Annotated in this window: 24 protein-coding genes, 2 pseudogenes and 1 riboswitch; of the genes and pseudogenes, 9 read left to right on the forward strand and 17 right to left on the reverse strand. The window is 72.5% G+C overall.

What is annotated here, in order from left to right; translation table 11 throughout:
* Positions 1-93 precede the first annotated feature (93 nt).
* Positions 94-792 carry a 1-acyl-sn-glycerol-3-phosphate acyltransferase gene (locus B1L11_RS04620; protein WP_079313327.1) on the reverse strand — a complete coding sequence of 233 codons (699 nt, stop codon included), beginning with the start codon at positions 790-792 and terminating at the stop codon, positions 94-96.
* A gap of 118 nt (positions 793-910) precedes the next feature.
* Here B1L11_RS04620 and B1L11_RS04625 point away from each other — a divergent pair, with 118 nt between their 5' ends.
* Both B1L11_RS04625 and B1L11_RS04630 read left to right on the forward strand, forming a co-directional pair.
* Positions 911-1,675: a carboxylesterase gene (locus tag B1L11_RS04625; RefSeq protein WP_079313328.1), complete on the forward strand. Its 765-nt coding sequence runs from the start codon at positions 911-913 to the stop codon at positions 1,673-1,675.
* Positions 1,676-1,687: 12 nt separating this feature from the next.
* Complete coding sequence (locus B1L11_RS04630) at positions 1,688-2,197, forward strand: hypothetical protein (protein ID WP_079313329.1); 510 nt, start codon at positions 1,688-1,690, stop codon at positions 2,195-2,197.
* A 95-nt stretch (positions 2,198-2,292) separates the two neighbouring features.
* On the opposite strand, the gene B1L11_RS04635 is transcribed toward B1L11_RS04630, so the two are convergent.
* The 8 genes from B1L11_RS04635 to B1L11_RS04665 form a co-directional block, all read right to left on the reverse strand.
* Positions 2,293-3,492 (reverse strand): hypothetical protein, encoded by a 1,200-nt coding sequence (locus B1L11_RS04635; protein WP_079313330.1) that lies wholly within the window; start codon positions 3,490-3,492, stop codon positions 2,293-2,295.
* A gap of 116 nt (positions 3,493-3,608) precedes the next feature.
* The gene (locus tag B1L11_RS49760) at positions 3,609-3,755 is read right to left on the reverse strand and encodes a hypothetical protein (RefSeq protein ID WP_256862223.1); all 147 of its coding nucleotides are present in this window, start codon (positions 3,753-3,755) and stop codon (positions 3,609-3,611) included.
* Positions 3,719-4,360 (reverse strand): endonuclease/exonuclease/phosphatase family protein, encoded by a 642-nt coding sequence (locus B1L11_RS04640; RefSeq protein WP_256862224.1) that lies wholly within the window; start codon positions 4,358-4,360, stop codon positions 3,719-3,721. The genes B1L11_RS49760 and B1L11_RS04640 overlap by 37 nt, the downstream gene beginning before the upstream one ends.
* A 4-nt stretch (positions 4,361-4,364) precedes the next feature.
* Positions 4,365-5,306 carry an ROK family glucokinase gene (locus tag B1L11_RS04645; protein WP_079313331.1) on the reverse strand — a complete coding sequence of 314 codons (942 nt, stop codon included), beginning with the start codon at positions 5,304-5,306 and terminating at the stop codon, positions 4,365-4,367.
* A 126-nt stretch (positions 5,307-5,432) separates the two neighbouring features.
* The gene (locus tag B1L11_RS04650) at positions 5,433-5,870 is read right to left on the reverse strand and encodes a DUF5304 family protein (protein ID WP_079313332.1); all 438 of its coding nucleotides are present in this window, start codon (positions 5,868-5,870) and stop codon (positions 5,433-5,435) included.
* The gene (locus B1L11_RS04655) at positions 5,867-7,027 is read right to left on the reverse strand and encodes an ArsA family ATPase (protein ID WP_079313333.1); all 1,161 of its coding nucleotides are present in this window, start codon (positions 7,025-7,027) and stop codon (positions 5,867-5,869) included. The genes B1L11_RS04650 and B1L11_RS04655 overlap by 4 nt, the downstream gene beginning before the upstream one ends.
* Complete coding sequence (locus B1L11_RS04660; RefSeq protein ID WP_079313374.1) at positions 7,024-7,461, reverse strand: SRPBCC family protein; 438 nt, start codon at positions 7,459-7,461, stop codon at positions 7,024-7,026. Before B1L11_RS04660 ends, B1L11_RS04655 begins: the two co-directional genes overlap by 4 nt.
* Positions 7,462-7,475: 14 nt before the next feature.
* Positions 7,476-8,069, reverse strand: a complete 594-nt coding sequence (locus B1L11_RS04665; protein ID WP_256862225.1) for a metallophosphoesterase — start codon at positions 8,067-8,069, stop codon at positions 7,476-7,478.
* Positions 8,070-8,479: 410 nt separating this feature from the next.
* Between B1L11_RS04665 and B1L11_RS04670 the strand changes: the two are divergent.
* The 4 genes and pseudogenes from B1L11_RS04670 to B1L11_RS04685 all read left to right on the forward strand — a co-directional run bounded on the left by B1L11_RS04670 (position 8,480) and on the right by B1L11_RS04685 (position 13,586).
* A pseudogene (locus B1L11_RS04670) lies at positions 8,480-10,277 on the forward strand (long-chain fatty acid--CoA ligase).
* A gap of 301 nt (positions 10,278-10,578) precedes the next feature.
* Positions 10,579-11,412, forward strand: a complete 834-nt coding sequence (locus B1L11_RS04675) for an SAM-dependent methyltransferase (protein ID WP_079313334.1) — start codon at positions 10,579-10,581, stop codon at positions 11,410-11,412.
* Positions 11,413-11,667: 255 nt separating this feature from the next.
* Entirely contained in the window at positions 11,668-12,072 is a 405-nt protein-coding gene (locus B1L11_RS04680; protein ID WP_079313335.1) for a manganese catalase family protein, read from the forward strand.
* 215 nt (positions 12,073-12,287) lie between these two features.
* A complete protein-coding gene (locus B1L11_RS04685; RefSeq protein ID WP_079313336.1) occupies positions 12,288-13,586 on the forward strand; it encodes an Nramp family divalent metal transporter in 1,299 nt (432 codons plus the stop codon).
* A gap of 12 nt (positions 13,587-13,598) precedes the next feature.
* Here the strand turns inward: B1L11_RS04685 and B1L11_RS04690 are convergent, their stop codons facing one another.
* The 6 genes from B1L11_RS04690 to B1L11_RS04710 form a co-directional block, all read right to left on the reverse strand.
* The gene (locus B1L11_RS04690; protein WP_079313337.1) at positions 13,599-14,708 is read right to left on the reverse strand and encodes a glycosyltransferase family 4 protein; all 1,110 of its coding nucleotides are present in this window, start codon (positions 14,706-14,708) and stop codon (positions 13,599-13,601) included.
* A 121-nt stretch (positions 14,709-14,829) separates the two neighbouring features.
* Positions 14,830-15,744 carry a hypothetical protein gene (locus tag B1L11_RS04695; protein WP_143736951.1) on the reverse strand — a complete coding sequence of 305 codons (915 nt, stop codon included), beginning with the start codon at positions 15,742-15,744 and terminating at the stop codon, positions 14,830-14,832.
* 104 nt (positions 15,745-15,848) lie between these two features.
* On the reverse strand, positions 15,849-16,421 hold the full coding sequence (locus tag B1L11_RS04700) for a C40 family peptidase (protein ID WP_079313339.1): 573 nt from the start codon (positions 16,419-16,421) through the stop codon (positions 15,849-15,851).
* Between the two features lie 74 nt (positions 16,422-16,495).
* Positions 16,496-16,650, reverse strand: a riboswitch (cyclic di-AMP (ydaO/yuaA leader).
* A gap of 313 nt (positions 16,651-16,963) precedes the next feature.
* Positions 16,964-17,926, reverse strand: a complete 963-nt coding sequence (locus tag B1L11_RS04705; protein ID WP_079313340.1) for a C40 family peptidase — start codon at positions 17,924-17,926, stop codon at positions 16,964-16,966.
* Positions 17,927-18,075: 149 nt separating this feature from the next.
* On the reverse strand, positions 18,076-18,423 hold the full coding sequence (locus B1L11_RS49765; RefSeq protein WP_256862226.1) for an NYN domain-containing protein: 348 nt from the start codon (positions 18,421-18,423) through the stop codon (positions 18,076-18,078).
* A gap of 17 nt (positions 18,424-18,440) precedes the next feature.
* Positions 18,441-19,394, reverse strand: coding sequence for a hypothetical protein (locus tag B1L11_RS04710; RefSeq protein ID WP_256862227.1), 954 nt, complete (start codon positions 19,392-19,394; stop codon positions 18,441-18,443).
* 323 nt (positions 19,395-19,717) lie between these two features.
* On the opposite strand from B1L11_RS04710, the pseudogene B1L11_RS04715 reads away from it, so the two are divergent.
* The 3 genes and pseudogenes from B1L11_RS04715 (at position 19,718) to B1L11_RS04725 (ending at position 22,440) form a co-directional block, all read left to right on the forward strand.
* Positions 19,718-20,286 (forward strand): annotated as a pseudogene (locus B1L11_RS04715) (GNAT family N-acetyltransferase).
* Between the two features lie 72 nt (positions 20,287-20,358).
* Positions 20,359-22,086, forward strand: a complete 1,728-nt coding sequence (locus tag B1L11_RS04720) for a DEDD exonuclease domain-containing protein (RefSeq protein WP_179154975.1) — start codon at positions 20,359-20,361, stop codon at positions 22,084-22,086.
* Between the two features lie 66 nt (positions 22,087-22,152).
* Positions 22,153-22,440: an Lrp/AsnC family transcriptional regulator gene (locus B1L11_RS04725; RefSeq protein ID WP_079313341.1), complete on the forward strand. Its 288-nt coding sequence runs from the start codon at positions 22,153-22,155 to the stop codon at positions 22,438-22,440.
* An 18-nt stretch (positions 22,441-22,458) separates the two neighbouring features.
* Here B1L11_RS04725 and B1L11_RS04730 read toward each other — a convergent pair whose 3' ends face one another.
* The gene (locus B1L11_RS04730) at positions 22,459-22,854 is read right to left on the reverse strand and encodes a hypothetical protein (RefSeq protein WP_143736953.1); all 396 of its coding nucleotides are present in this window, start codon (positions 22,852-22,854) and stop codon (positions 22,459-22,461) included.
* Entirely contained in the window at positions 22,851-23,261 is a 411-nt protein-coding gene (locus B1L11_RS04735; protein WP_079313343.1) for a histidine kinase dimerization/phosphoacceptor domain-containing protein, read from the reverse strand. Before B1L11_RS04735 ends, B1L11_RS04730 begins: the two co-directional genes overlap by 4 nt.
* Positions 23,262-23,273: the final 12 nt, after the last annotated feature.

Below are 23,273 nucleotides of genomic sequence, written 5' to 3' on the forward strand. Positions count from 1 at the left end.
CTGGCATGCTCCTACGCCTTCCGATCCGGACGTGTCTGAACGTCCCAACGTGCGCGGTGGACACCGCCACGTTACCCCTCCGGTCCGGAAGTATTAGGAATTCTCGCGAGCTGCCCTGGTCGTTTCCGTCTTGGCCGAGGCGGCATACCTGTCGACGTACTCCTGACCCGACAGCTCCATCAGCGCGTACATGATTTCGTCGGTGACCGCGCGCAGCACGAGGCGGTCGTTTTCCATGCCGTAGTAGCGGGAGAAGTCGAGCGGCTTGCCGTACCGGACGCCGGGGCGGATGCCGAACTTGGGGATCGGCCGGCCGGGGGGCATCATCTCGAACGTGTTGACCATGGCCCACGGGATCACCGGTGCCCGGGACTCCAGCGCGAGCCGGGCCACGCCCGTCTTGCCCTTGTAGAGGCGGCCGTCGGGCGAGCGGGTTCCCTCGGGGTAGATGCCGAGCACCTGGTTCTCCCTGAGGATGCGCAGGCCGGTGCGGAGCGCCGCCTCGCTCGCCTTGCCGCCGGAACGGTCGATGGGAACGGTGCCGACGCCGGAGAAGAAAGCACGGCTCACCATTCCTTTGAGCCCGCGTCCGGTGAAATACTCGGCCTTTCCCAGAGAGATCACCTTGCGCGGCAGGAATCCGGCCCCGAAGAAGTGGTCGGCGAACGACAGGTGGTTGCCGGCCAGGATGGCCGGGCCCTCCTTCGGCACGTTCTCCACCCCCTCGGCCCAGGGGCGGAACACGAAGCGGAGGATCGGCCAGAGGATGGCCTTCACCACCCAATAAAACACGCGGGCACCCCCTCGGCTCGGATGTGCAGTCATCTTCGCACGCCCAGCCCTCTCGCACTAACGCTGACCAACGTGCGAGTATCGGGCGGAACACGCCGCCGTTTCACGGAGGTCACCCATGCCAGTGCTGCCCGGTGCGGAGCCGTACCACCACGAGGGCGGCGATATCGGCGTCCTGCTCTGTCACGGGTTCACCGGCTCGCCGCAGTCCCTGCGGCCGTGGGGTGAACACCTGGCCCGGGCGGGGCTGACGGTGTCCCTGCCGCGCCTTCCAGGACACGGAACGAGCTGGCAGGAGATGAGCCGCACGCGCTGGGAGGACTGGTACGCCGAACTGGACAAGGCGTTCGCCGACCTACGCGGACGCTGCGCGGAGGCGTTCGTGATGGGCCTGTCACTCGGCGGCTGCATGGCGCTGCGCCTGGCCGAGGTTCACGGTGACGCCGTCTCGGGCGTCGTGGTGGTCAACCCGTCCGTGGTCAACGACGTGCCGCTGCTGCGGCTGGCCCCGGCGCTCAAGTACGTCGTACGCTCGATCCCCGGGGTGGCGGGCGACATCAAGAAGGAGGGCGAGAGCGAGCTCGGCTATGCGCGCACGCCCGTCCGGGCCGCCGCCACGCTCCCCCGGCTGTGGAGGCTCGTCCAGTCCGACATCGCCAAGGTGACCCAGCCGGTGCTGGTGTTCCACAGCAGGGACGACCACGTGGTAAAGCCGGGGAGCGTCGCGTTCCTTCGGGCGAGAATGGGAAACAATCTGGAGGTCCGGGAGTTGGCGGACAGCTACCATGTCGCCACCCTCGACAACGACGCGCCTGTGATCTTCGAAGGGAGTCTGGAGTTCATCCGCTCCCACGCCTCGGTACCCTTGACGAAGGACTTGTGACCCGGGATCGACGTGACGCCGCAAAGTGACGAGGACGAGGTCTGGCGCCAGATCGTCGCCTCGTTCAACGAGACAGCCGAGGACGCCTCGGCCGAACAACCATGGCCTGACCGGGAGAACGTCACCGAGGAGGCCGACGCGGGCGACGGCGACGCCACCCCCGGCGGCAGGGCTCCCGGCGACACGGCTCTCGGAGACAGGGCTCCCGCGGACGGGGTCCGGGACGACGACCGCACCGGCGAGGAGCAGGCTCCCGCCGCGGTCGGCGAAGACGACGACCACTACATTCCGCCGCCCCCTCCGCCGCTTCCGCACGGCGACGCCCTCAGCCGGGCCTCCTGGCTGGCGCTGTTCGGCGGCCCCGCCTACCTGCTCCTGGCCGCTCTGCTGGAGTGGCCCATGGACGGCTGGATCGTGTTCGCCGCGGTGTCGGCGTTCATCGCGGGGTTCGTGATCCTCGTCGTCCGGATGGGCGACGGTCCGCCCGCCGACTCCGGCTGGGACGACGGCGCGGTCGTCTGACTCCCGGCGCACGCCCCCCGGCGCCGCACCCGGCCGGGCCCGCGTCCACGCCCGGGGCTCGCCTGAGCCCGCCATGCTGGACGCCCCCGCTGCTGTCACTCGGCTTCCGAGGCCGCCTTCACCGTGCCGCCGTCGGCGGGAGGCGGGCCGAAGCGCTCCACGAGGTCGGTGTAGCGGCCCTTGTCGTCCAGCGTGTGGCCGACGGCCAAGGTGAGGTCGCCGACGTGCGCGACCGCCTGGAGCCGCACCGTGCGGTCCTCGGCCGGCGCCGGGCCCCGCAGCGTGGTCCAGCGCGATCCGTCGTACCGGAGCAGGAAGCCCTCCGCCCCGTGCCTCGGGTCGTACCCGGAGATCCAGAACACGCCGTCGCCGTCCCCGGTGACGCCGTACAGTTCGGCGCGCCGCCCCGGCGGCGTCATCCGCTTCCAGTGCCTGCCGTCCCAGGAGAGGACCAGCGGGGCGATGCCGCCGTCGCTCCGGTAGACGCCGCCGACCGCGACCGCGCTTTTGCGGCCGTCCGCGTACACGTCCCGCAGGAAGCCGCCCTTGATCTCCGGCAGGTCGGCCTGTTTCCACCCGCTGCCGGTCAGGCGCATGGCCAGGGGCCCGGAGCCGGTGTCGCCCACCGCCCAGCCGTCCGACCGGCCCGCGAGCGCCACGCCGTACATCGCGCCCTCGGGGCCCTGGCCGGTCTTCCAGGTCGTGCCCTTGGTGGCGCCACTGCTGCTCATCAGGAACGCCTTGCCGTCCCGGCTGCCGACCGCGACCACCCGTCCGGACGAGGCGGCGACCCCGCCGAGCCAGTCCCCCACGCGCAGTTGCGGCACGCCGACGCGGTCGAACCCCTCGCGCGAGCCCTTGGCGACGTACGGCAGGCCGTCGTGGCCGTCGCCGACGGCCCAGATCTCGCCGGCGGAGGAGGCGGCGACCGACCGCAGGTGGCCGGCGCCGGTGGCGTCGCCCCGGATCGGCACCTCGCTCCAGGAGGAGCCGTCCCAGTGGGTGATGATCCCCTGGTTGCGCCAGAAGTCCCAGGCGTTCTGCTGGCCCACGGCCCAGACGTCCTTGGCCGACAGGCCGGCCACGTCGGACAGCGAGCCGTCGGGCCGGAGCCGTCCGGTGGAGGAGCCCGCGTCCTGGGCGACCTCGTCCCCCGACGGGCTGCGCTCCGCCTGGGCGCGGACGGTCCCTGCGTGCGCGTGCGCGACCGATGTGGCGCGCGGGAGGAGTCCGGCCAGCAGGCCGGCGGACAGCACACACAACGGCACCGCACGCCGTATGAGGCGGCGGGTCATGAAACGATCGTACGGGGGATCGGGCACTCCCCGTCACACAGGCCGCGAATCCGATTACCTAGAGATGCGGAGACGGTCCAGGAACCGGGGCACCGCCCGGCCCGCCGGCGGCGGCGTCAGGGCCGTACGGACGGCGTGAAGGCGATCTCGGCGACGACCGGCCGGTGGTCGCTCGCGGCGGCCAGGTCCTCGGCCGGGACGTCCGCGCCGCCGTACGACACGACGGTCAGGCCCGGGCCCGTGAAGATCGCGTCGATCCGCATGCGGGGGCACGGGCCGGGTACGTCGCGCCGGCCCGGCCGTCGTCTCCGCCGGCCCCGATCCGTGGCGCGGCGCCCCGCACGGCGGAGAAACCGTCCGTGTAGCGGCCGCCGAGAAGACGCCAGACCGGGCCGCCGGGGGTCTCGTTGAGATCACCGGCGAGCACCGGCGCGGCCCCGAACTCCCGGGCCGCGTGCTCGAGAAGCGGCACGATCTGGGCGGCGTGGCTCAGGCGCGCCCCCGCCTGGAGGTCGAGGTGGGCCGAGCACACGGCGTACCTCTCGCGGTCCTTGTCCACCGTCTTCTCCACGACGGCGAGCGCGATGGAGCGCCATTCGAGCCCGGCGAACCACCGCAGCCGGTGCCCGCGGCCACCCAGGAGCCGTACGGCCGGGGCGGTGAGCACGGCGGTGCCGCCCACCCGGCCTCCGGCCGCCACGGACAGGCCGGCCGCGCGGGCCAGCGCCCGCCGCTCCCGCTGCCAGCCCGGCAGGCGGGGCGCCTCCTGGAGGCACAGCACGTCGGGCCGCAGAGCGCGGATCACCCGGACCAGCGCCCGCCGGTCGTCCTTCAGCCCCCGGACGTTGTAGGTCGCGACCCGCAGCACGCCGTCAGCGGAGCCTGGCGAGGTCACCGGCTCCCACCAGCCCGGCCGCCGGGCCCATCTCGGCCACCCTGATCTCGGCGAGCGGGCGGTGTCCCCGGCCGGTCAGCCGCGCGGCGAACTCCTCGCGCACCCGGTCGACGAACAGGTCCGCCGCGCCGGAGACGCCGCCGCCGATGATGAAGCACCCGGGATCGAGGACCGCCGCCATGTCGGCCAGGCCCTGGGCGAGCCATCCGGCGAGCGACTCGAAGGCGGCCAGCGCCGCCCGGTCGCCCTGGCGCGCCGCCTCGGTCACGTGCTCGCCCTGGATGCCCTCGACCGAGCCGCCGAGCCGCAGCAGGTGCGCGGCGCCCGCCGGGTCGGCCTGCGCATTGTTCCTGGCCTCCATCAGCAGCGCGCTGCCGCTGGCGTACCGCTCCCAGCAGCCGCTGTTGCCGCAGCCGCAGGCACGGCCGCCCGGCACCGCCTGCATGTGGCCGAACTCGGCGCCCATCCCCCATCGTCCGCGGTAGAGCTCACCGCCGAGCACGATGCCGCCGCCGATGCCCGTGCCCACGGTCACGCACACGACGTGGCTCTCGCCCCGGCCCGCGCCGAAGCGGTACTCGCCCCAGGCCATGGCGTTGGCGTCGTTCTCGACGACGACCGGCAGGCCGACCAGCTCGCCCACCTTCTCGCGCAGCGGCTCCTCGCGCCAGGCCAGGTTGGGGGCGAAGCGGATGATCGACCGGGTCTCGTCGACGAAGCCCGCCGCGCCGATGCCGACGGCCTCGACCGAGTGCCGGGCCGCGAGCTCGGTCACCGCATCGGCGATCGTGAGCGCCATCTTCTCGGGGCTGCCCGCGGGACTGTGCCGCAGGCCGCGCTCGAGGATGGCGCCGTGTTCGTCGACGACACCATATGCGATCTTGGTACCGCCCACGTCCACGCCGATGGTCAGCGCCATGCCGTCTTCCTTCCGCCCGATCCGCTTCCGCCCGGGTCGTCACCGCCCGAGCCACACGCCGCGCCGATTGAAGCCGATCGAGCCGGGTTGTGGCAATCCCGCCGTCGCCCGCGCTTAACCGGCCCGTCAACCCAGGTCGATGCGCTCGACCTTCGGCTCGCCGGATCGCCGCTCTCCGCCCGGGCGCGACGAGGGGCGCTGCAGGGCGTCGACCGCCTCGCGGAACGCCGCGAACAGCTCTCCGCCCGCCGCGATCAGGTGGCCGGTGACGTCGCCGCCGGCCTCGCGCCGTGCCGCGATGACCCGGCACACCGGGCAGGCCCGGCAGACGTACTCGTCGTGGTCCTCGGAGACGGCCTCGCTCCACACGTCGCCGCCCCGGCCGCTCGCGCCGGAGCCGCCGAAGGCGGATCCGAAGCCGCTCACGCCGCCCTTCACCAGTCCCTTGCCGAACTCCCGGCCCATCCGCCGCTGCACGGCGTCCAGCAGCTTCATCGCCTCCTCCGCCGCCGACCCGAGCGGGTCCTGGCTGCGCGGAGTGGTGGTGTCGTTGGAATCCGTCATTTCGCCCCTCCTGCCTCGAACCGTACCCGCAGCCGGCCGTCCCGGAGCGCGGCCGAGGAGATCTCACGCCGGGCGAGGGCGGCGGGCAGGGCGATGACGCGCCGGTAGGACCCGGCGGTGACGATGATGTCGTCCCCCTTGCGGGCGAGATCGAGGTCGTCGCGGTCGGCGAGCGGCAGGGACAGCGCGAGCTCGTCGGTGGTGAACCGCAGCGGCGGCTCGACGCCGGGGCGCGCGAAGGGATCCCGGTCTCCGTACATCCGCGCGGCGAGGCCCGAGAGCGCGGCGGTGCCGACCGGCTCCGCCGGAAGGTAGGGGACGGTGAGGACGGGCAGCGGCGCGAACGACTCGTGCACCGTGGCGAGCTGCCTGGCCTGGGCCTCCACCCAGCCGAGGCGCCACTCGTCGGCGCCCTCGGCGGGGAAGACCCGGTTGGCGATCACCGCGTCGACGCGGTAGCCGTACAGGCTGAGGGAGGTGAGGGTGCGGCGGGCCTCGGCGACGACCACGGCCTCGGGGGTCAGCACGAGCCGCACGGACGCGTCGTCGCCGGTGAGCAGCGCGCGCACCTCCAGCAGGCCGCGGTGCAGCCGCTCCCCCGCCGAGACGACCTCGCCCTCGGGCACGCTCACCTTGGCGACGTGCCGGATGACCGGCGACAGCGCCCTGAGCATCCGCCTGCCCGTGGGAAGCAGGCGGTTGACGTGCCAGTCGAGCGCCTCCGGCAGGGCGAGCAGGCGCAGCGTCTCCGCCGTCGGCGCGCAGTCGACGACGATCACGTCCCAGCGGCCGGTGCGGGCCTGCTCGCGCAGTTCGAGCAGCGCGAGGATCTCCTCGGCGCCCGGCAGTACGGTGATCTCCTCGGCGGTGACCTCGTCGAGGCCGAGCTCCGCCAGCACGTTGCCGGCGTAGTCGCGTAACTCGCCCCAGTGGCGCTCCAGGGACTTCTGCGTGTCCACCTGCTGCAGGTGCAGGCCCGGCGCGGCCTCGACCGGCTCGGCCGAGGGCGGCACGCCGAGCGCGTCGGCGAGCGAGTGCGCGGTGTCGGTGGAGACGACCAGCGTCTTGTTGCCCCGCTCGGCGGCGAGCGTGGCGGTCGCGGCGGCCGCCGTGGTCTTGCCGACCCCGCCCTTCCCCGTGAAGAGGAGGATCCTCATCGGCTCTCGACGCGCCGCTTGAGCCCCTTCAGCGCGGTGTCGACGATGACCTTCTCGGCCTTGCGCTTGATCATGCCGATCATCGGGACCTTCAGGTCCACGGCGAGGTCGTAGGTGACCTCGGTGCCGCCGCCGTTCTCGGCCAGGCGGTAGCTGCCGGTCAGGCCCGACAGCATCTTCCCGGCGTCGACCATCCGCCAGCTCACGCCCGCGTCGTCGTCCCAGTCGTAGCCGAGGACGTACTCGTCGCTGATCACGCCCGCGTCGAGGACGAAGCGGACCCGGGAGGCGCGGCCGTCGGCGCCCGTCTCCAGGACCTCGGCCTTCTTCACCTGGCCGGCCCACTCCGGATAGGCCGGGAAGTCGGCGATGACGGCCATGATTGTCGACCGGCCGGCGCCGATCGTGATGCTCGACGAAGTGCGATCAGCCATGCGCCAACCGTACTTCACCATTCCAGGGCGAACGGCGTGCCACGGCCGCGGAAATGGCCGACGTTGACGCACTCCGTGCGCCCTACGCGGGTGCGGCCGACAAGGGGCTGGTGGACGTGGCCGAACAACGCGAAGCGCGGCTGCGTCCTCCTGATCGCCTCCAGCGTGGCCTCGCTCCCCCGTTCGAACCGCCGGGCCACCACGTCGTACAGCAGGTCGGGGATGGCGGGCGGGATGTGGCAGCACAACACGTCCACCTCGCCCACCGCCTCGACCTTGCGCGCGTACTCCTCGTCGTCGATCTCGTACGGCGTGCGGTACTTCGTGCGCAGGCCGCCGCCGACGAACCCGAAGGTCAGCCCGCCGATCTCGACCACCTCGCCGTCCAGGACCCGCTGCCCGGGCCGCAGGTGGTCCGGCCACAGGCGCGGCAGGTCCACGTTGCCGTACGTGAGGTAGGCCGGCGTCGGCATGGCGGTGAAGATCCGCTCGTACTGGCGGCGGACCGCCGCCTCCATGAGGTCGCGGGGGTCGCCGTCGAGCGAGGCCCACAGGCCGGCGGACAGTTGCCGCGCCTCGTCGAAGCGGCCCGCCGTGCGCAGTCCCACGTACTCGCTCGCCTTCTCCGCGCCGAACAGCTCGGGGAAGATTCCCTGCGAGTGGTCGGCGTAGTCGATGAACAGGAGCAGGTCGCCGAGGCAGATCAGGGCATCGGCCCCGTCGCCGCGCGGGCGAGCGCGTCGGCCCGGCCGTGGACGTCGCTGACGACGTGGATGCGCATGCGGACATGGTAACGGCCGCTTTACCTAGCATCCGCTTGGGTAACGGAAAGGTGTCGGGCCCGCCGCGCGGGGGACACTGATAGCGTCGATTTGTCCCTGGATAACGCCTGGGTGACGGACCTACCCATGCGTAACTTCGCGCGGTAGCGTCCGGTGAGACACGAAGAGTTATGCCCGCAACGCGGTCCCCGCCCTGCGCTCCGGGGGTCGCGCGGCCGTGCGCGAAGGAGTGACCCGTGCGCGAGTTCAGCGTTCCCGTGCTGGTGGACGTGCCCCCGTCCGCGAACTGCACCGACGTGGTGTTCCAGCGCGGAGTGGACGAGCCGGACGCCGTCGTCATCCGCCGCAAGGAGGGCGAGGACCCGGCCGCGCCGTGGACGCCGGTCACCGCCGCGCAGTTCAGGGACCGGGTGGCGGCCGTCGCCAAGGGACTGATCGCCGCCGGGATCGAGCCGCGACCGGGTCGGGCTGATGTCGCGCACCCGGTACGAGTGGACGGTCGCCGACTACGCCATCTGGGCGGCGGGCGCGGTCGGAGTGCCGATCTACGAGACGTCCTCCGCCGACCAGGTGAAGTGGATCCTGACCGACAGCGGCGCCAAGGCCGCGTTCGTGGAGACGGCCGCGCACGAGGAGACCGTCCGCGAGGCCGTGCCCGACCTGCCGCTGCTGTGGCGCGTCGGCGACGACGGGTTCGCCGAGCTGGAGCGCCTCGGCGCGGACGTGACCAACGACACGCTCGCCGAGCGCAGGGCGAGCCGCGGCGGGCGCGACCTCGCCACGATCATCTACACGTCCGGCACCACCGGCATGCCGAAGGGCTGCCGCCTGACCCACGACAACCTGCTGTTCACCGCGCGCAACGTCTCGCACGGGCCGCTGGAGACGCTGTTCGACGTGGAGGGCCGGGCCGCGCTGCTCTTCCTCCCCCTGGCGCACAGCTTCGCCCGGCTCATCCAGATCGTCCTGATCGAGACCGGCACGGTGCTTGCGCACAGCCCGAACATGAAGAACGTGGCCCCCGACCTGCGGGAGTTCAAGCCCACGTTCCTGCTGGGCGTGCCGCGCGTGTTCGAGAAGGTCTACAACGCCGCCGAGCAGAAGGCCAACGCGGAGGGCAAGGGCAAGATCTTCCACGCCGCCGTACGGGCCGCGATCGAGTGGAGCAAGGCCGAGAGCTCCGGCGGGGCCGGCCTCGGCGCCCGGCTCAAGCACGCGGCCTTCGACAAGCTCGTGTACGGCAAGCTGCGGGCGGCCACGGGCGGCGCGCTGACGGCGGCGGTCTCCGGCGGCTCGGCCCTCGGCGAGCGGCTCGGCCACTTCTTCCGCGGTGTCGGCATCGAGGTGTTCGAGGGCTGGGGGCTGACCGAGACCAGCGCGCCCTCGACCGTCAACATCCCGGGCGCCAACAAGATCGGCACGGTCGGCAAGCCGTTCCCCGGCGTGAGCATCCGCATCGCCGACGACGGCGAGATCCTCGTGAAGGGCCGCCACGTCTTCGACGGCTACTGGAACAACGAGCGCGCCACCAAGGAGGCGATCGACCCGGAGGGCTGGTTCCACACCGGGGACGTCGGCCAGCTGGACGAGCACGGCTACCTGAGCATCACCGGCCGCAAGAAGGAGATCCTCGTCACCGCCGGCGGCAAGAACGTCGCGCCCGCTCCGCTCGAGGACGCCATCCGGGCGCACCGCCTGATCAGTCAGGTCATGGTCGTCGGCGACGGCAAGCCGTTCATCGGGGCGATCGTCACCCTCGACCACGAGGCGATGGAGCAGTGGAAGGAGGCCAACGGCCGCTCCGGCGCCTCCATGGCCGAGCTCTGCTCCGACCCGGAGGTCGTCGCCGAGGTGCAGCGGGCCGTGGACGACGCCAACCGGATGGTCTCCAAGGCCGAGCAGATCAAGAAGTTCAGCATCCTCGACATCGAGCTGAGCGAGGAGACCGGCCACGTCACGCCGAAGCAGTCGATCAAGCGGCACGTCGTGGCCCGCGACTTCGCCAAGCAGATCGACGAGCTGTACGGCGGCTGAGCGAGCGGGCGCGCCGAAACTGTCGGAAGTTTCTTAAAACTTTCGGTCGTCTCGGCGCGCCGCTCCAGCACGGCCGGACGTGGGCGCGGATCCCGGCCGGACAGCCCGTGACTTGGGTGATTAGGGCGACCGGATCGCGGTGATTGGTGCGGATCTTCCACGCCCCGGCCGTAGACGACCTGCGCCGATGCCTGATCGACCTCATGGACCGCCGAAAATATCGCGATCGGTCCGCAACATTGCGCTTCGCTTGGTTATGCTCCAGACGCATCCATGATCGATGACTGGAGAAGGGCGGGAGATGGGCGACAGGGTCGGCAGCTGGAACTGGACGCACCGCGATCCCGACTACCTTCCCCCGGAGATCGACACCACCAAGCCCAGCATCGCCCGGGTGTACGACGCGTTCCTGGGCGGCAAGGACAACTTCGCGGTGGACCGCGCGGTCGCCATGGAGGGGATGCGGCACTTCCCCGACCGCGGCGAGGGCGCCCGCAACAACCGGGCCATGCTGTTCCGGGGCGTGAAGTACATGGCCGAGCAGGGCATCGACCAGTTCCTGGATATCGGCTCGGGCCTGCCCACGATGGACAACACCCATTCGGTCGCGCAGCGGATCAACCCCGCCGCGAAGGTCGTCTACGTGGACAACGACCCCATCGTGCTGGCCCACGCGCGGGCGATCCTGCAGACCGACGAGCGCACCCGCGTGATCACGGCGGACATGCGCGAGCCCGGGGTGATCCTCAACCACCCCGAGGTCGAGGGCTTCCTCGACTTCTCCCGTCCCGTCGGCCTGCTGCTGGTGGCCGTGGTCCACCATCTCGCCGACGCGGAGGACCCGAACGGCCTCGTGGACACCTACAAGGCGCGCCTGGCCCCGGGCAGCTACATGCAGCTCACCCACTTCTGCTCCTGCGCGCCGGAGATGCGCGAACTGGAGGCGGTGCTGCTGCAGATGCTCGGCACCGGCCGCGCCCGGGACATGCCCGAGATCGTGCGGTTCTTCGACGGCCTCGACCTGGTCGAGCCCGGCGTGGTGCACGTGCCCGAGTGGCGTCCCGAGGAACCCGTACGCTATCCCCTCGACCTCGGCGGCGTCTGCGTGGCCGGCGGCATCGGCCGCAAACCCTGACCGGCTCCTTTTCCGGCCCACTCGCGCACACCGGTGTGTCGCATATGCGCGGACAGCGGGTTCTTCAGGCCCAATCGCGGTGTGGGGCGGCACCTGTCCATCCATTGGACCCTTCGTTAGGTGTCGCTCCTGTGGTCCCGTTGCGCCACGTGTTGGGATTTATGCGTGACCCCCCGCCATACGTACCAGCGGGGTCGCGCCCTTAGCCCGCGTAAGGCCTGCGTCTCCCTGTGGTTTTCCCACGCAAGGAGTCATATGTTCCGGCACACCCGCCGCCTGCAGTTCGAGGCCAAGCCAGAAAAGCCCGACCCGGTCTACGCGCGGAAACTCCAGGAGCTCATCGGCGGCGCCTTCGGCGAGATGACGGTCACGATGCAGTACCTGTTCCAGGAGGAGCACGCCGAGCACGCGGAGACGATCTGGGACCTGTCCGACGGCGCCGAGGCCCAGGCGGGCGGCTGGGCCAGCGGGCCGCAGCCCGACGGCCGCCACCAGTTCGCCTATCTCCTCAACCCGGAGCCGCTCGGGGGTCTCGCCATGGCGCCGCCGCCCGACCCGAAGCTGTACGACACCTACGACGGCAGCATGGGCGAGCCCAAGAGTCCCGCCCTCGGCACCGAGGTGGGCCCCGTCGGCAAGCTCAAGGACAAGCTCGCCTGACCGAGCCCCTCGATGTGGTGAGCCGCACGCGGAGGCCGGTCGGACACCGGCCTCCGCTCTTTCCGCTCATTCCACCGCGGCTCACCCCACGGCACCTGCGCGTTCCGCATGTGCCGTACCCGCATCGCGGGGCTGCCGCCGCCGGCCGGAGAACGCGCCCGGGCCGGCGTGAGACCTCTTTCCTGTCAGGCTTTCGTGTTTCCTGTGAGGCTTTCGTGCTCGACTCCCGCCGTCCTCTGAACGGGCCCGCGCCCGCCGTTCACACCGCGGGGCGGGCGGCGCCGGGCCGCCTGGCGCGGCTGGCCGGCCTGTGCGGTCCCGCCTTCGTCGTCTCCGTGGCGTACATCGACCCGGGCAACTTCGCGACCGACATGGCGGGCGGCGCCCAGTACGGGACGATGCTGCTGTGGGTGATCGCCCTCGCGAACGTGCTGGCCATGTTCGTGCAGGCGCTTTCGGCCAAGCTCGGCATCGCCACCGGCCGCAACCTTCCCGAACTGTGCCGAGACCAGCTGCCGCGCCGGGTGAGCCTGCCGCTGTGGGTGCAGGCCGAGGTGGTCGCCGCCGCCACCGACCTGGCCGAGTTCATCGGCGGGGCGATCGCCCTGAACCTGCTGTTCGGCGTGCCCCTGCTGCCGGCTGCCGCCATCACGGCCGTCGTCTCCTCGCTGCTGCTCATGCTCGCGCCGCGCGGACGCCGCCGGTTCGAGGCGACCGTCGCGGCGATGCTCGCGGTGGTCCTGGCCGGATTCGCCTACCAGGTGCTGCTGTCGGGGTCCCTCGCGGGTGTGGCGGGCGGCTTCGTGCCCCGCCTGGCCGGGACCGACAGCCTGCTGCTGGCCACCGGGATCATCGGGGCGACCGTCATGCCCCACGTCGTCTACCTGCACTCGGCCCTCACCCAGCACCAGGGCGCGCACGGCGGGCCCGGGGAGGACGTGCACAGGGAGGACGTGCGCGGGGATGTGCGCAGGGAGGCCGTGCGCGCCAGCCGGATGGACATCGCCGTCGCCCTCGGCACCGCCGGACTGGTGAACATGGCGATGCTGACCGTGGCCGCCGCCGCGTTCGGCGGCGGCGATCCCGGCAGCCTGCAGGCCATCCACGCCGGTCTCGGGCAGGTCCTCGGCCCCGGGGCGGCCGTCGCGTTCGCGCTCGCCCTGCTCGCCTCCGGCCTGGCCTCCTCCAGCGTGGGGACCTACGCAGGTCAGGTGATCATGGCGGGGTTCCTGCGCCGCCGCGTGCCGCTCGTGGCGCGGCGGCTGGTCACGATGCTCCCGGCCATGGCGGTCCTGGCCGTCGGAGTGGACCCCACGCGGGCGCTCGTGCTGAGCCAGGTCGCGCTGTCCTTCGGCATCCCGTTCGCCCTGGTCCCGCTCGTGGCGTTCACCAGCAGCAGGAAGCTGATGGGCGACCTCGTCAACCGCCGCCTCACCACCGTCGCCGCCGTCGTCGTCGCCGCCGTGATCAGCGCGCTGAACGGCTTCCTGCTCGTGGAGGTGTTCACCGGCTGAGGCGGCGTCGCGTCACAGCAGTTCGGCGAACCGGGCCGCGACGAGGTCCCAGCGCCACTCCTCCTCGATCCAGGCCCGGCCCCGCTCGCCCATCGCGCGGGCGCGGGCCGGGTCGGCCAGCAGGTCGCACAGCGCGCGGGCCACCGCCGTGTGCGAGGTGCCGTCGACCACCAGGCCCGTCTCGCCGTGCCGTACGGCGTCGGGGGCGCCGCCGGAGGAGCCCGCGACCACCGGCAGCCCGGTCGCCGACGCCTCCAGGTAGACGATGCCGAGGCCCTCGACGTCCAGCCCCCCGAACCTGCTGCGGCACGGCATGGCGAACACGTCGCCCGCGTCGTAGTAGGCCGGGAGCGACGCCCAGGGCACGGACCCGGTGACGACCACAGAACCGGTCAGGCCGGCCCGGGCGGCCGTTCGCTCCAGCGACCGCCGCAGGGGGCCGCCGCCGACCAGGAGCAGGACCGCGCCGGGAACCCGCCGCAGGACGAGCGGCCAGGCCCGCAGCAGCACGTCCTGGCCCTTGCGCGGCACCAGCCGGGAGACGCACACGACCACCGGCCGGTCACCCAGGCCGAGCGACGCGCGCACCCGGTCGCCGCCCGCCCCCGGGTGGAAGGCGGCGGTGTCCACGCCGGGCGCGAGCCGTACGAGCCTGGAGGCGGGGACGACCCTGGCGATCCGGCGGCGGGTGTAGTCGCCGAGGTAGGTCACGACGTCGGCCCCCGCCCCGATACGGCGTAGCAGGGCGCGTGCGCCCGGCAGGCGGGCCCACGACGCCTCGTGCCCATGGGTGAGCATGACGATCCTCGCCGCGCCCGCGGCGCGCAGGACGGGGGCGAGCAGCCCCAGCGGCGCCGCCGCCCCGAAGACGACGGTGGCGCCGTCCTCGACCAGCGCCGCCGCCCTTCTCGCCACCGAGCGCGTCGGCAGCATCAGCGAGGAGGGATGACGGACCACCTCGTACGGCTGGCGGGCGTCGAACTCCTCGCATCCCTTCCAGCGCGGGGCGTACACGACCACAGAGCCGGGCGGCCTGCGCGAGGCGAGGCCGTGCACGAACGCCTGGATGCCGCCCGGTCTGGGCGGAAAGTCGTTCGTGACGATCAGCGTCCGCTTCGTCATCCTCACCCCCGCTGCCGGCGTGGTCGCGCGGTCCGCCCGGGAACGCATTGTCGCAGCCACCGCCACCACCGTCGCCCTGTGCAAAGCAGAGGCCCTGTGCAAAGCAGGCGCCCTGTCGCGATCAGGAACGGGCGAGCCGCTCGCGCGCGTACGACCGCCATTCGCGGGTCAGGCCGTCGGCGGTCAGCCCGAGCACCTCCCGCAGGGCGGCGCCGATCTCCTCGCGTAGCGCGGCGCGGTAGAGGGCGACCAGCCTCCGCTCCCCGAACCTCGCGGCGATGTAGCGGCAGGCCAGCCACGCCTCCTCGTACGCCTGGGCGGGCCTGGCGGCGAAGTCGGCGGGCCCCGGCAGGGCGTTCAGCGCCGCCCTCCCTGCCGCCACGTCGGCGGCCAGCTCGGCGGCGACCGCACGGACCGGCAGCCCGCTGTCCAGATAGCCCACGTAATCGGCGAAGCCCTCCATGAGCCACATCGGGACCGCGCGGCGACCGGCGGTCGCGACGTGCGTCAGCTCATGGGTCACCACGACCAGACGGCCGGTCGCGGACAGGCGGGCGAACGCGGCCGGCTGCACGATCACGCGGCCGCCGGTGGCGACGGCCGCCAGGCCGTCCACGTTCGCCGGCGCGGCCAGCACGGCGGCCTGCTCCTCGGTGCGCGGCACGAGGACCACCGCGCCGCCGTACCCGCCCCAGATCCTCCTCACCGTGCGGCCCGCGCGATCGGCCAGCGCGGCGATCTCGGCGACCAGCGGCCGGGGCGACCCGACGACGACGGCGCGCTCGCCGCGGGCGACGGAGGCGCCGGTCCACATGCCCGGGTGCTCCCGCACGGCGGCCCGGGCAGCCAGCCGCAGGGCGAGCAGCGGGTCGGGCGGGGCCGCGGCGGCGGGCCCGGCGAGCAGCACGGCCAGCGCGACGGCCACGGCCGTGGTCGCACGGGGACGGACCCGATGAGGCGGAGCTTCGGGGTGGCGCCGGCCGGCCTCGGGGCGTACGCCGGGCACGCCTCCGGGCACACCGCTCGTGGCAGTCACGCCGTGCATGGTAGCCAGCACACGCCACCGGCCCCGTCCACCTCGGCGAGGTGGACGGGGCCGTAGGGACGGCGCCGGTCGAGGGGGCTGGTGACCGGTGCCCGTCAGACGCCCGGGCGGACGGCACCCACGAAGGTGCTCCTCCTGTAGGCGTCCAGCTTGTCGATCCGCACCCGCGTGCCGCTGTGCGGAGCGTGGATCATCTTGCCGTGGCCGACGTACATGCCGACGTGGCCGCCGCCGCTGGTGAAGATCAGGTCACCGGGCTTGAAGTTCCCCCAGGACACCTTCTTCCTGACCGCGCTGCGGATGGACCACGTCGTGCGCGGCAGCCGTACGCCCGCCTTGCGCCAGGCGTACTGGACCAGGCCCGAGCAGTCGAACGCGCCCGGTCCCGTGGCTCCGTAGCGGTAGGGGTCGCCGATCTGCTTCTCGGCCACCTTCACCGCACGCTGGGCCTTGGCCCGCTGGAGCGCGACCCTGGTGACCTTCCGCTTGGCGGCGCGCTTCTTGGTCTGCTGCTTCTTCGCGGCGGCCCTGCGGGCGGCGGTGTTCGCGCTCTTCGCCGTGGCCGTCTTCGTGGCCGTCTTCGTGGCTGGGGCCGTCTTGACGACCGTGACCGTCACCGTGTCCGCCGCCGCCGGATGCGCACCGGCGACCCCGACGGATGCCGTCAAAGCAGCACCACCAAGGGCAATTCGGGCAAGACGGGACAGGCTAGAGGGGGTGGTAGACAGGATCTCTCCTCGGGTCTTCCGCTCACGCCTACCGGGTTAGCTGACGGGTTCGGGCGGGGAAGTCGCCCTACGGCGCGCGATGCGCCGATTCACCCCGGACCTTCGCGTGAAGGTCGATGGTTCCCCGGCTCCGTGCCTCCTGACTGCACGGACTCGGCAGCCACCGGCGCTGAGGGATCCCGCGAGGGGGAGGGTGATGGAGAGCGCCGGTGACGGTGGATGACTGCGCGACGGCCGGCCGGACCGGGTGCGCCGCGGCGAGGCGTGCTCGCCGCGGCCCAGAAGCTACCGAGGACTCGCCGCGTTCGGCAAAGCCCTCCCGCCGGATAAAGATCGGATAACAGAGGCGGCGAAGAAGAAACCGCAGCTTACCCGCATCGCGAAAGGCTAAGTGTGACTCTGCTCACAATCTCGGCATCAACGGGTAAACCGGGTCACATGAGTCACAAAAGGCACAGAAGTTCACATAGAAGGCCGGGCCCTCAGGGGCGGACAGCTCCGATGGCGTGATACTCGGCGAGTGTGACAATCTTCACAACATCGCCGGTCTGCGGCGCGTGGACGACCTTGCCGTCGCCGGCGTAGATGCCGACGTGCCCGTACCCGGCGTGCCAGAGCAGGTCGCCCGGCTGGAGCTCGTCCAGCGAGACCCTGCGGCTCGCACCCCAGGCCCACTGCTCGTAGCTGGTCCGGGGCAGCGTCACGCCCGCAGCCGCCCACGCGGCCTGCACGAGCCCGGAACAGTCCCAGGCGTCCGGTCCCGTGCCCCCGTAGCGGTACGGCTTGCCGACCTGCTTGTAGGCGAACTGGAGGGCCGCCAGCGCGTTGCCGGACGCCGGCCCGGTGTAGACGATGCCGGCGCTGTTGGGGTTGCCGGGGTTGTACGTCCCGAGCGAGCGCAGCAGCTTCATCTGCTCCCTGACGAGCTTGTCGACCTTCTCCTTCTCGTCGGCGAGCTCGCTCTTGACGTCGGCGGCCTCCTGGTACACCACCTTGCTCTGGTCGCGGCGGTCCTTGAGGTCCTTGATCGCGCCCTCGTACTCCCTGAGCCGCCCGGCCCGCTCGGCCGACATGTGGTTGAGCGTGGCGAGGCCGCTGAGCATGGCATCGGGGTCGGCGCTGTAGAAGACGCCGCCCCACGACCCCATCTCGCCGACCTGGTAGCTGCTGACGGCCATCGAGACCAGCCCGGAGCGGAGCGCCTCGACCCGGACGTTCTGCTTCTTGTAGTCGTCGTTGATCGCGAGGTACTTCTGCCTCGCCTTCTTCCACTTCTCGTTGGCCGCGTTGTAGCGGTCCACGAGCTTGTCGGCCTGCTCGTTGAGCTTGTTCAACTTCGCCTTGGCCTGCGCGACTGTGGGCTTCGGATCCGCCTGCGCGCCCGTCACCGGCGTCAGCAGGACCACGGCGGCCAGACCGGCGGCCACCGGCACACGCCCTCGCACTGAGCCCCCTTGAGGATCAACCTCTTAGATCAACGAAACCTGCGGCGCGACTCTATCTAGGCGATCTTGATGCTTCAACCTATTCGCAGGTATTCGCGGCAGTCATCACGTACGGTGACGACGCCGGGCCGGAGCGCGCGTACGGCGCCTCAGCCGCGCCCGAGACGGCGCAGCAGTAGGAGCGAGGGCACCGGCCGGGCGCCCATGCGGCGCACCGACTCGGCCACCTCCCGGTCGGAGGAGACCACCGCGATGGCCCGCCCCGGCGGCTCCGCGCGCACCAGCGTGCGGATGAGGTCGTCGGCGATCTCCCCGGGCGCGCTGAACATCACCCGCACCCCGCGCGGCGCGGACACCTGGACGGGCCCGTTCAGCTCGGCGCCGTCGAACACGCACGTCACCTCCGCCCGCGTCTGCACGGCGAGCCCGCCGAGCCCGGTCAGCAGCCGGGCCCGCTGGTCGGCGAGGGTCAGCGACGGATAGCCGGTCTTGGTCACGTTGTAGCCGTCGACGATCAGATGCAGATGAGGGATGGCCAGGAGCTGGTCGAGGAGGCTGGGGGTCGTCGTTGGCCAGCGCCCGCGCGGGCACGGCCGTCACGCCCGCCTCGCCCGGCAGCACCGCGTTCACGTAGTCGGCCGGCCTGCTGATCGTCGTGGGCAGGCCGAGCTCCTTGCGCAGGCCGGCGGCGGCGTCCTGGAGCGCGTCCAGCAGCACCCGCACCCCGGGCGTCCTCGATGCTGCGGCCCTCGCGGGCGGCCCTGCGGCTGGCCTCCAGCTGGCGCTCGGCGTCCGCCAGGCGCTCCCTGAGCCGGCGCAGCTCGGTCTCGGCCGCGCCGTTGGCGCTCGCGGCTTTGGACCGCGCCTCGGCCGTCTCCGCCTCCAGCTCGGCCGCCCGCGCCTCGGCGGCCCTGACCCGCTCGCGGGCGTCGTGCAGCTTGCGCCGCAGGTCGGAGTTCTCCGCGCGGGCCGCCTTGAGCTGCTCGCGCACCCGGTCGATCTCCTCCTTGGCGGAGGCGCGCTGCGCCGCGAGCTGCTCGCGCAGCCGCGTCTCCGCCTGCTCCCGCTGGGTGCCCGCGGCGGCGGCGTGTTCCAGATCGGCCCGCGCCTGCTCGATCAGGTCCGGCCAGCCGGGCGGGCGGGTCAGGTAGGCCGCCGCCGCGACCAGCACCGGCTCGGCCGCGGGGGGCACCGTGCCCTGCGGCCAGGCTCGCCACCAGCTCGGGCCAGGCGGCCTCCACCGTCTCGGCCACCCGCTCGCGGAACTCCTTGTCGTTCTCCAGCTGGCCGCGATCGGCGCGCTGCCCAGGCGGGCGCGCTTGCGCGGGTCGAACTTGGCGATGTTGCGCAGCGGCGGCGGCACGGCCGCGGCGGGCATCGAGCCCAGCACCTGCGCCGCGACCTCCACCACGTGTAAACGGACCTGCTCGGGCAACGGACGAGACAGGCCTTCTCCGGCTGAACTCATCTCGTCGCTCCTCGGTCGTGTCCTACAGATCTTCTGCTCACTGCGGTCGCCCCGGCGGCGCCTCGCGGTGCTGTCGCCCCCGAGTGCGAGAACGTCCCCGATGCCCGCCGTCCGCGAGGCGTGACCCTCGCGGCGCGCCCACCGGATCGCCCTCACACGGCAAGATCTGCGAGACACTCCCTTGTTCTTGTCTTCCTTCAAGGGTACGGCCGTCGCACCGTGTTCCATGTCGCGTTCATGATCTGTGACCGTGCTCGGCGGCGGGGCCGGGCCGGGCACAACCGGTTGGCGGTCGTCCCGCCCCCGTCCCTACGCTTGGCGGCGTGTTCGCTCCTCCGTACCCGATCACGACCCCCCGGCTGGTCCTGCGCCCCTTCACCGAGGCCGACCTCGACGACCTGTACGCCTTCCACTCCCTGCCGGAGGTGACCCGATACCTCTACTGGGACGCCCGCACGCGGGAGGAGACGAAGGCCGCGCTCGACCGGAAGATCGCCTGCGCGTCGCTCGGGGAGGACGGCGACGTGCTCAGCGTGGCCGCCGCGCTCGCCGGCGGCGGGCCCGTGATCGGGGACCTCACGCTGTTCCTGCGCAGCCGCGAGCACCGCCAGGGCGAGATCGGGTTCGTCTTCAACCCGGCGTACCAGGGCCGCGGCCTGGCCACCGAGGCGGCCCGCGAGTCCTCCGGATCGGGTTCGAGAGCCTCGGGCTGCACCGGATCCACGGCAACTGCGACGCGCGCAACACCCCGTCCGCCCGCCTCATGGAGCGGCTCGGCATGCGCCTGGAGGCCCGCCTGGTGGAGAACGAGTTCTTCGCCGGCGCGTGGAGCGACGAACTGATCTACGCGATGCTGGCCCGCGAGTGGCGCGCGGGAGCGGCCTCCGCGTAGCCGCTCACCCGACCGTTGCTTTGCCTGCCCGTGGGGCGGGGGCGGCAATTGTCGGTCGGGACTTCTATGGTCATGGGCGTGGATGCGGTACAGGGCACGCTGGACGAGCTCGGCACTCCCCTGCGGGAGGTGACGTTCGTCGTCTTCGACCTGGAGACCACCGGCGGGTCGCCCGCGGAGCACGCCATCACGGAGATCGGCGCCGTGAAGGTGCGCGGCGGCGAGGTGATCGGCGAGTTCGCCACGCTGGTCGACCCCGGCGGCCCGATCCCGCCGTTCATCTCCGTGCTGACCGGCATCACCGACGCGATGGTCGTGGCCGCGCCGAAGTTCTCCGAGGTGCTGCCGAGCTTCCTGGAGTTCATCGCCGGGACGGCGCTGGTGGCGCACAACGCGCCGTTCGACATGTCGTTCCTGAAGGCGGCCTGCCAGGTCAACGGCTACCCGCCGCCGGCCAACCCGGTGGTGGACACGGCCGACCTCGCGCGCCGCGTGCTCACCCGCGACGAGACCCCCAACTGCAAGCTGGCCACCCTCGCGCGGGTCTTCCGCAGTTCCACCGAGCCCTGCCACCGGGCGCTGGCCGACGCGCAGGCCACGGTCGACGTCCTGCACGGCCTCATCGCACGGGTCGGTTCGCTCGGCGTGCACACGCTGGAAGACCTGCGCGGCTTCGTGCGCGCCCCCACCCCGGAGCAGCAGCGCAAACGCCACCTCGCCGACGGGGTGCCCGGCGCGCCGGGCGTCTACGTCTTCGAGGACGCCAAGGGCGAGGCGCTCTACATCGGGAAGAGCTCCAATCTGCGCAACCGCGTGCGCAGCTACTTCACCGCGAGCGAGACCCGCCCGCGCATCCGCGAGATGGTCGGCATCGCCGAGCGGGTCAGGACGATCGTCTGCGCCACCGCGCTGGAGGCGGAGATCCGCGAACTGCGGATGATCGGGGCGACCAAGCCGCGCTACAACAGACGGTCCCGCTTCCCCGAGCGGGCGGTCTGGCTCAAGCTGACCGACGAGCCGTTCCCCCGGCTCAGCGTCGTGCGCGAGGTGAAGGACGACGGCGCGGCCTACCTCGGCCCGTTCGGCAGCAGCCGCACCGCCGACGACGCGCGGACCGCCATGCACGAGGCGCTGCCGCTGCGTCAGTGCACCGAACGGCTGTCGGCCCGCGTGCGGCGCCCCGCCTGCGCGCTCGCCGAGATCGGCCGCTGCGGCGCGCCCTGCGAGGGCCGCGAGAGCCAGGAGGGCTACGCCCGCCACGTCCGCCGCGCCCGGCACGCGATGGAGCTCGACGGGGAGGCGGTCTTCTCGGCGATGGAGGCGCGCATGCGGCGCCTGTCGGCCGAGCAGCGATACGAGGAGGCGGCCGTCGACCGGGACCGGCTCGCGGCCTACGTCAGGACCGCCGCGCGCATGCAGCGCCTGCGCTCGCTGACCCGCATCCCGCAGATGGTCGCGGCCAGTCCCGCCTTCGACGGCGGCTGGGACATCCACGTCATCCGGTACGGCAGGCTCGCCGCGGCCGGCGTGATGCCCCGGGGCGCCCACCCCACGCCGTACGTGGACGCGCTGGTCGCCACGGCGGAGACGGTCGTCCCCGGTCCCGGCCCCACCCCGGCCGCCAGCGCCGAGGAGACCGAGTGCGTGCTGCGCTGGCTCGACTCCCCCGGCGTGCGCCTCGTCCAGGTCGACGGCACCTGGAGCCTTCCCGCGTACGGCGCGGGGCGGCTGGTCGAGCGCATCGAGCGCGCCTACCGGCACCAGCGCGGCGACCGCCGTGAGGGACGGCCCCTGCGGTGACGCGGCGGGAGTGGCACTAAGGTCGGGGGCGACAGAGCCGAGCCGCGAGACAGCAGGAGAGAGCGAATGGTCACCGCGATCGTCCACATCAAGGCGGACGTCGACAGGATCCCCGAGGTCGCCGAGGCCATCGCCGAGATCGAGGGCGTCAGCGAGGTGTACTCGATCACCGGCGAGTTCGACCTGCTGGCCATGGTCAGGGTCGGCCGCTACGACGAGGTGGCCGAGGTCGTGCCCGGCCGCGTCAACAAGGTGCCCGGCGTGCGCCACACCGAGACGCACATCGCCTTCCGCACCTACTCCCGCCACGACCTGGAGGCGGCCTTCTCCATCGGCCTCGCCGACGCGGACTGACAGTGAGGGCGCGGCGGATCAGGCCGGGCGCAGCAGCCGGACGCGGACCTCGAACCCTCCGGGGAGCGGGTGCGCGGCGACCGAGCCGCCGAACAGCGCCGCGCGCTCCCAGGTGCCGACGAGCCGGTCGCGGGGCAGCCCGTCGTCGTGGACGGCGACCTCCAGGACGGCGGGCAGCCACCGCAGCGTGACCGTCGCGGTGCGGGCCATGCCGTACCACAGGGCGTTGCCCAGCGCCTCCTCCACGATGCGGTACGCCGACAGCTCCAGCGTGGGGCCGCTCCCCCGGGCGCCGACCTCGGTGAACGAGACCGCGAGCCCGCTCGCGCGGAAGTCGTCGATCAGCCCGGGCAGGTCTCCCAGGCCCGGCTGGGGGCCGCGGCGCTGCCCGTCCATGCGCAGCAGGCCCATCATCCGGCGCAGGTCGACAGGACCCGGCGGCCCGACTCCTCGGCCTCGCGGAAGGTCTGCCTCGCCCGTTCCGGGTCCTTGTCCATGATCACCCGGCCCGCTCCCACGCCCAGCGTCATCACGCTCAGGTCGTGGGCCACCAGGTCGTGCAGTTCCGAGGCGATCCGCAGGCGTTCCCAGACGACGTCCTCCTCGTCGGCGGGATGAGCGGGACGCCCGGGCCCCGCGCCGTTCCCGTCCTCCGCCCGGACCCGCCGTCCGCCCCTGCCGCGGTCCCGCTGCGGGGAGAGCGGGTCAGGGCGCGAACCGGCGGAGAGCGCACCGCGGAGACCGGCGGCGAGCATGGCCATCCCGCCGCGGGCCACGGCGGCCCAGCGGTGGATGACGCGAAGGGCGAGCAGGCGCATCATGGCGGGAACGGT

Source organism: Microbispora sp. GKU 823 (assembly GCF_002027145.1).
Taxonomy (GTDB): Bacteria; Actinomycetota; Actinomycetes; order Streptosporangiales; family Streptosporangiaceae; genus Microbispora; species Microbispora siamensis.

Coding starts and splice junctions, on each gene's coding strand:
- B1L11_RS04625 (WP_079313328.1), top strand. CDS start 911: ATGCCAGTGCTGCCCGGTGCGGAGCCGTACCACCACGAGGGCGGCGAT.
- B1L11_RS04635 (WP_079313330.1), bottom strand. CDS start 3,492: ATGACCCGCCGCCTCATACGGCGTGCGGTGCCGTTGTGTGTGCTGTCC.
- B1L11_RS49760 (WP_256862223.1), bottom strand. CDS start 3,755: ATGCGGATCGACGCGATCTTCACGGGCCCGGGCCTGACCGTCGTGTCG.
- B1L11_RS04645 (WP_079313331.1), bottom strand. CDS start 5,306: ATGGCGCTGACCATCGGCGTGGACGTGGGCGGTACCAAGATCGCATAT.
- B1L11_RS04650 (WP_079313332.1), bottom strand. CDS start 5,870: ATGACGGATTCCAACGACACCACCACTCCGCGCAGCCAGGACCCGCTC.
- B1L11_RS04655 (WP_079313333.1), bottom strand. CDS start 7,027: ATGAGGATCCTCCTCTTCACGGGGAAGGGCGGGGTCGGCAAGACCACG.
- B1L11_RS04660 (WP_079313374.1), bottom strand. CDS start 7,461: ATGGCTGATCGCACTTCGTCGAGCATCACGATCGGCGCCGGCCGGTCG.
- B1L11_RS04675 (WP_079313334.1), top strand. CDS start 10,579: ATGGGCGACAGGGTCGGCAGCTGGAACTGGACGCACCGCGATCCCGAC.
- B1L11_RS04680 (WP_079313335.1), top strand. CDS start 11,668: ATGTTCCGGCACACCCGCCGCCTGCAGTTCGAGGCCAAGCCAGAAAAG.
- B1L11_RS04690 (WP_079313337.1), bottom strand. CDS start 14,708: ATGACGAAGCGGACGCTGATCGTCACGAACGACTTTCCGCCCAGACCG.
- B1L11_RS04710 (WP_256862227.1), bottom strand. CDS start 19,394: ATGAGTTCAGCCGGAGAAGGCCTGTCTCGTCCGTTGCCCGAGCAGGTC.
- B1L11_RS04720 (WP_179154975.1), top strand. CDS start 20,359: ATGGGCGTGGATGCGGTACAGGGCACGCTGGACGAGCTCGGCACTCCC.
- B1L11_RS04725 (WP_079313341.1), top strand. CDS start 22,153: ATGGTCACCGCGATCGTCCACATCAAGGCGGACGTCGACAGGATCCCC.
- B1L11_RS04730 (WP_143736953.1), bottom strand. CDS start 22,854: ATGATGGGCCTGCTGCGCATGGACGGGCAGCGCCGCGGCCCCCAGCCG.
- B1L11_RS04735 (WP_079313343.1), bottom strand. CDS start 23,261: ATGATGCGCCTGCTCGCCCTTCGCGTCATCCACCGCTGGGCCGCCGTG.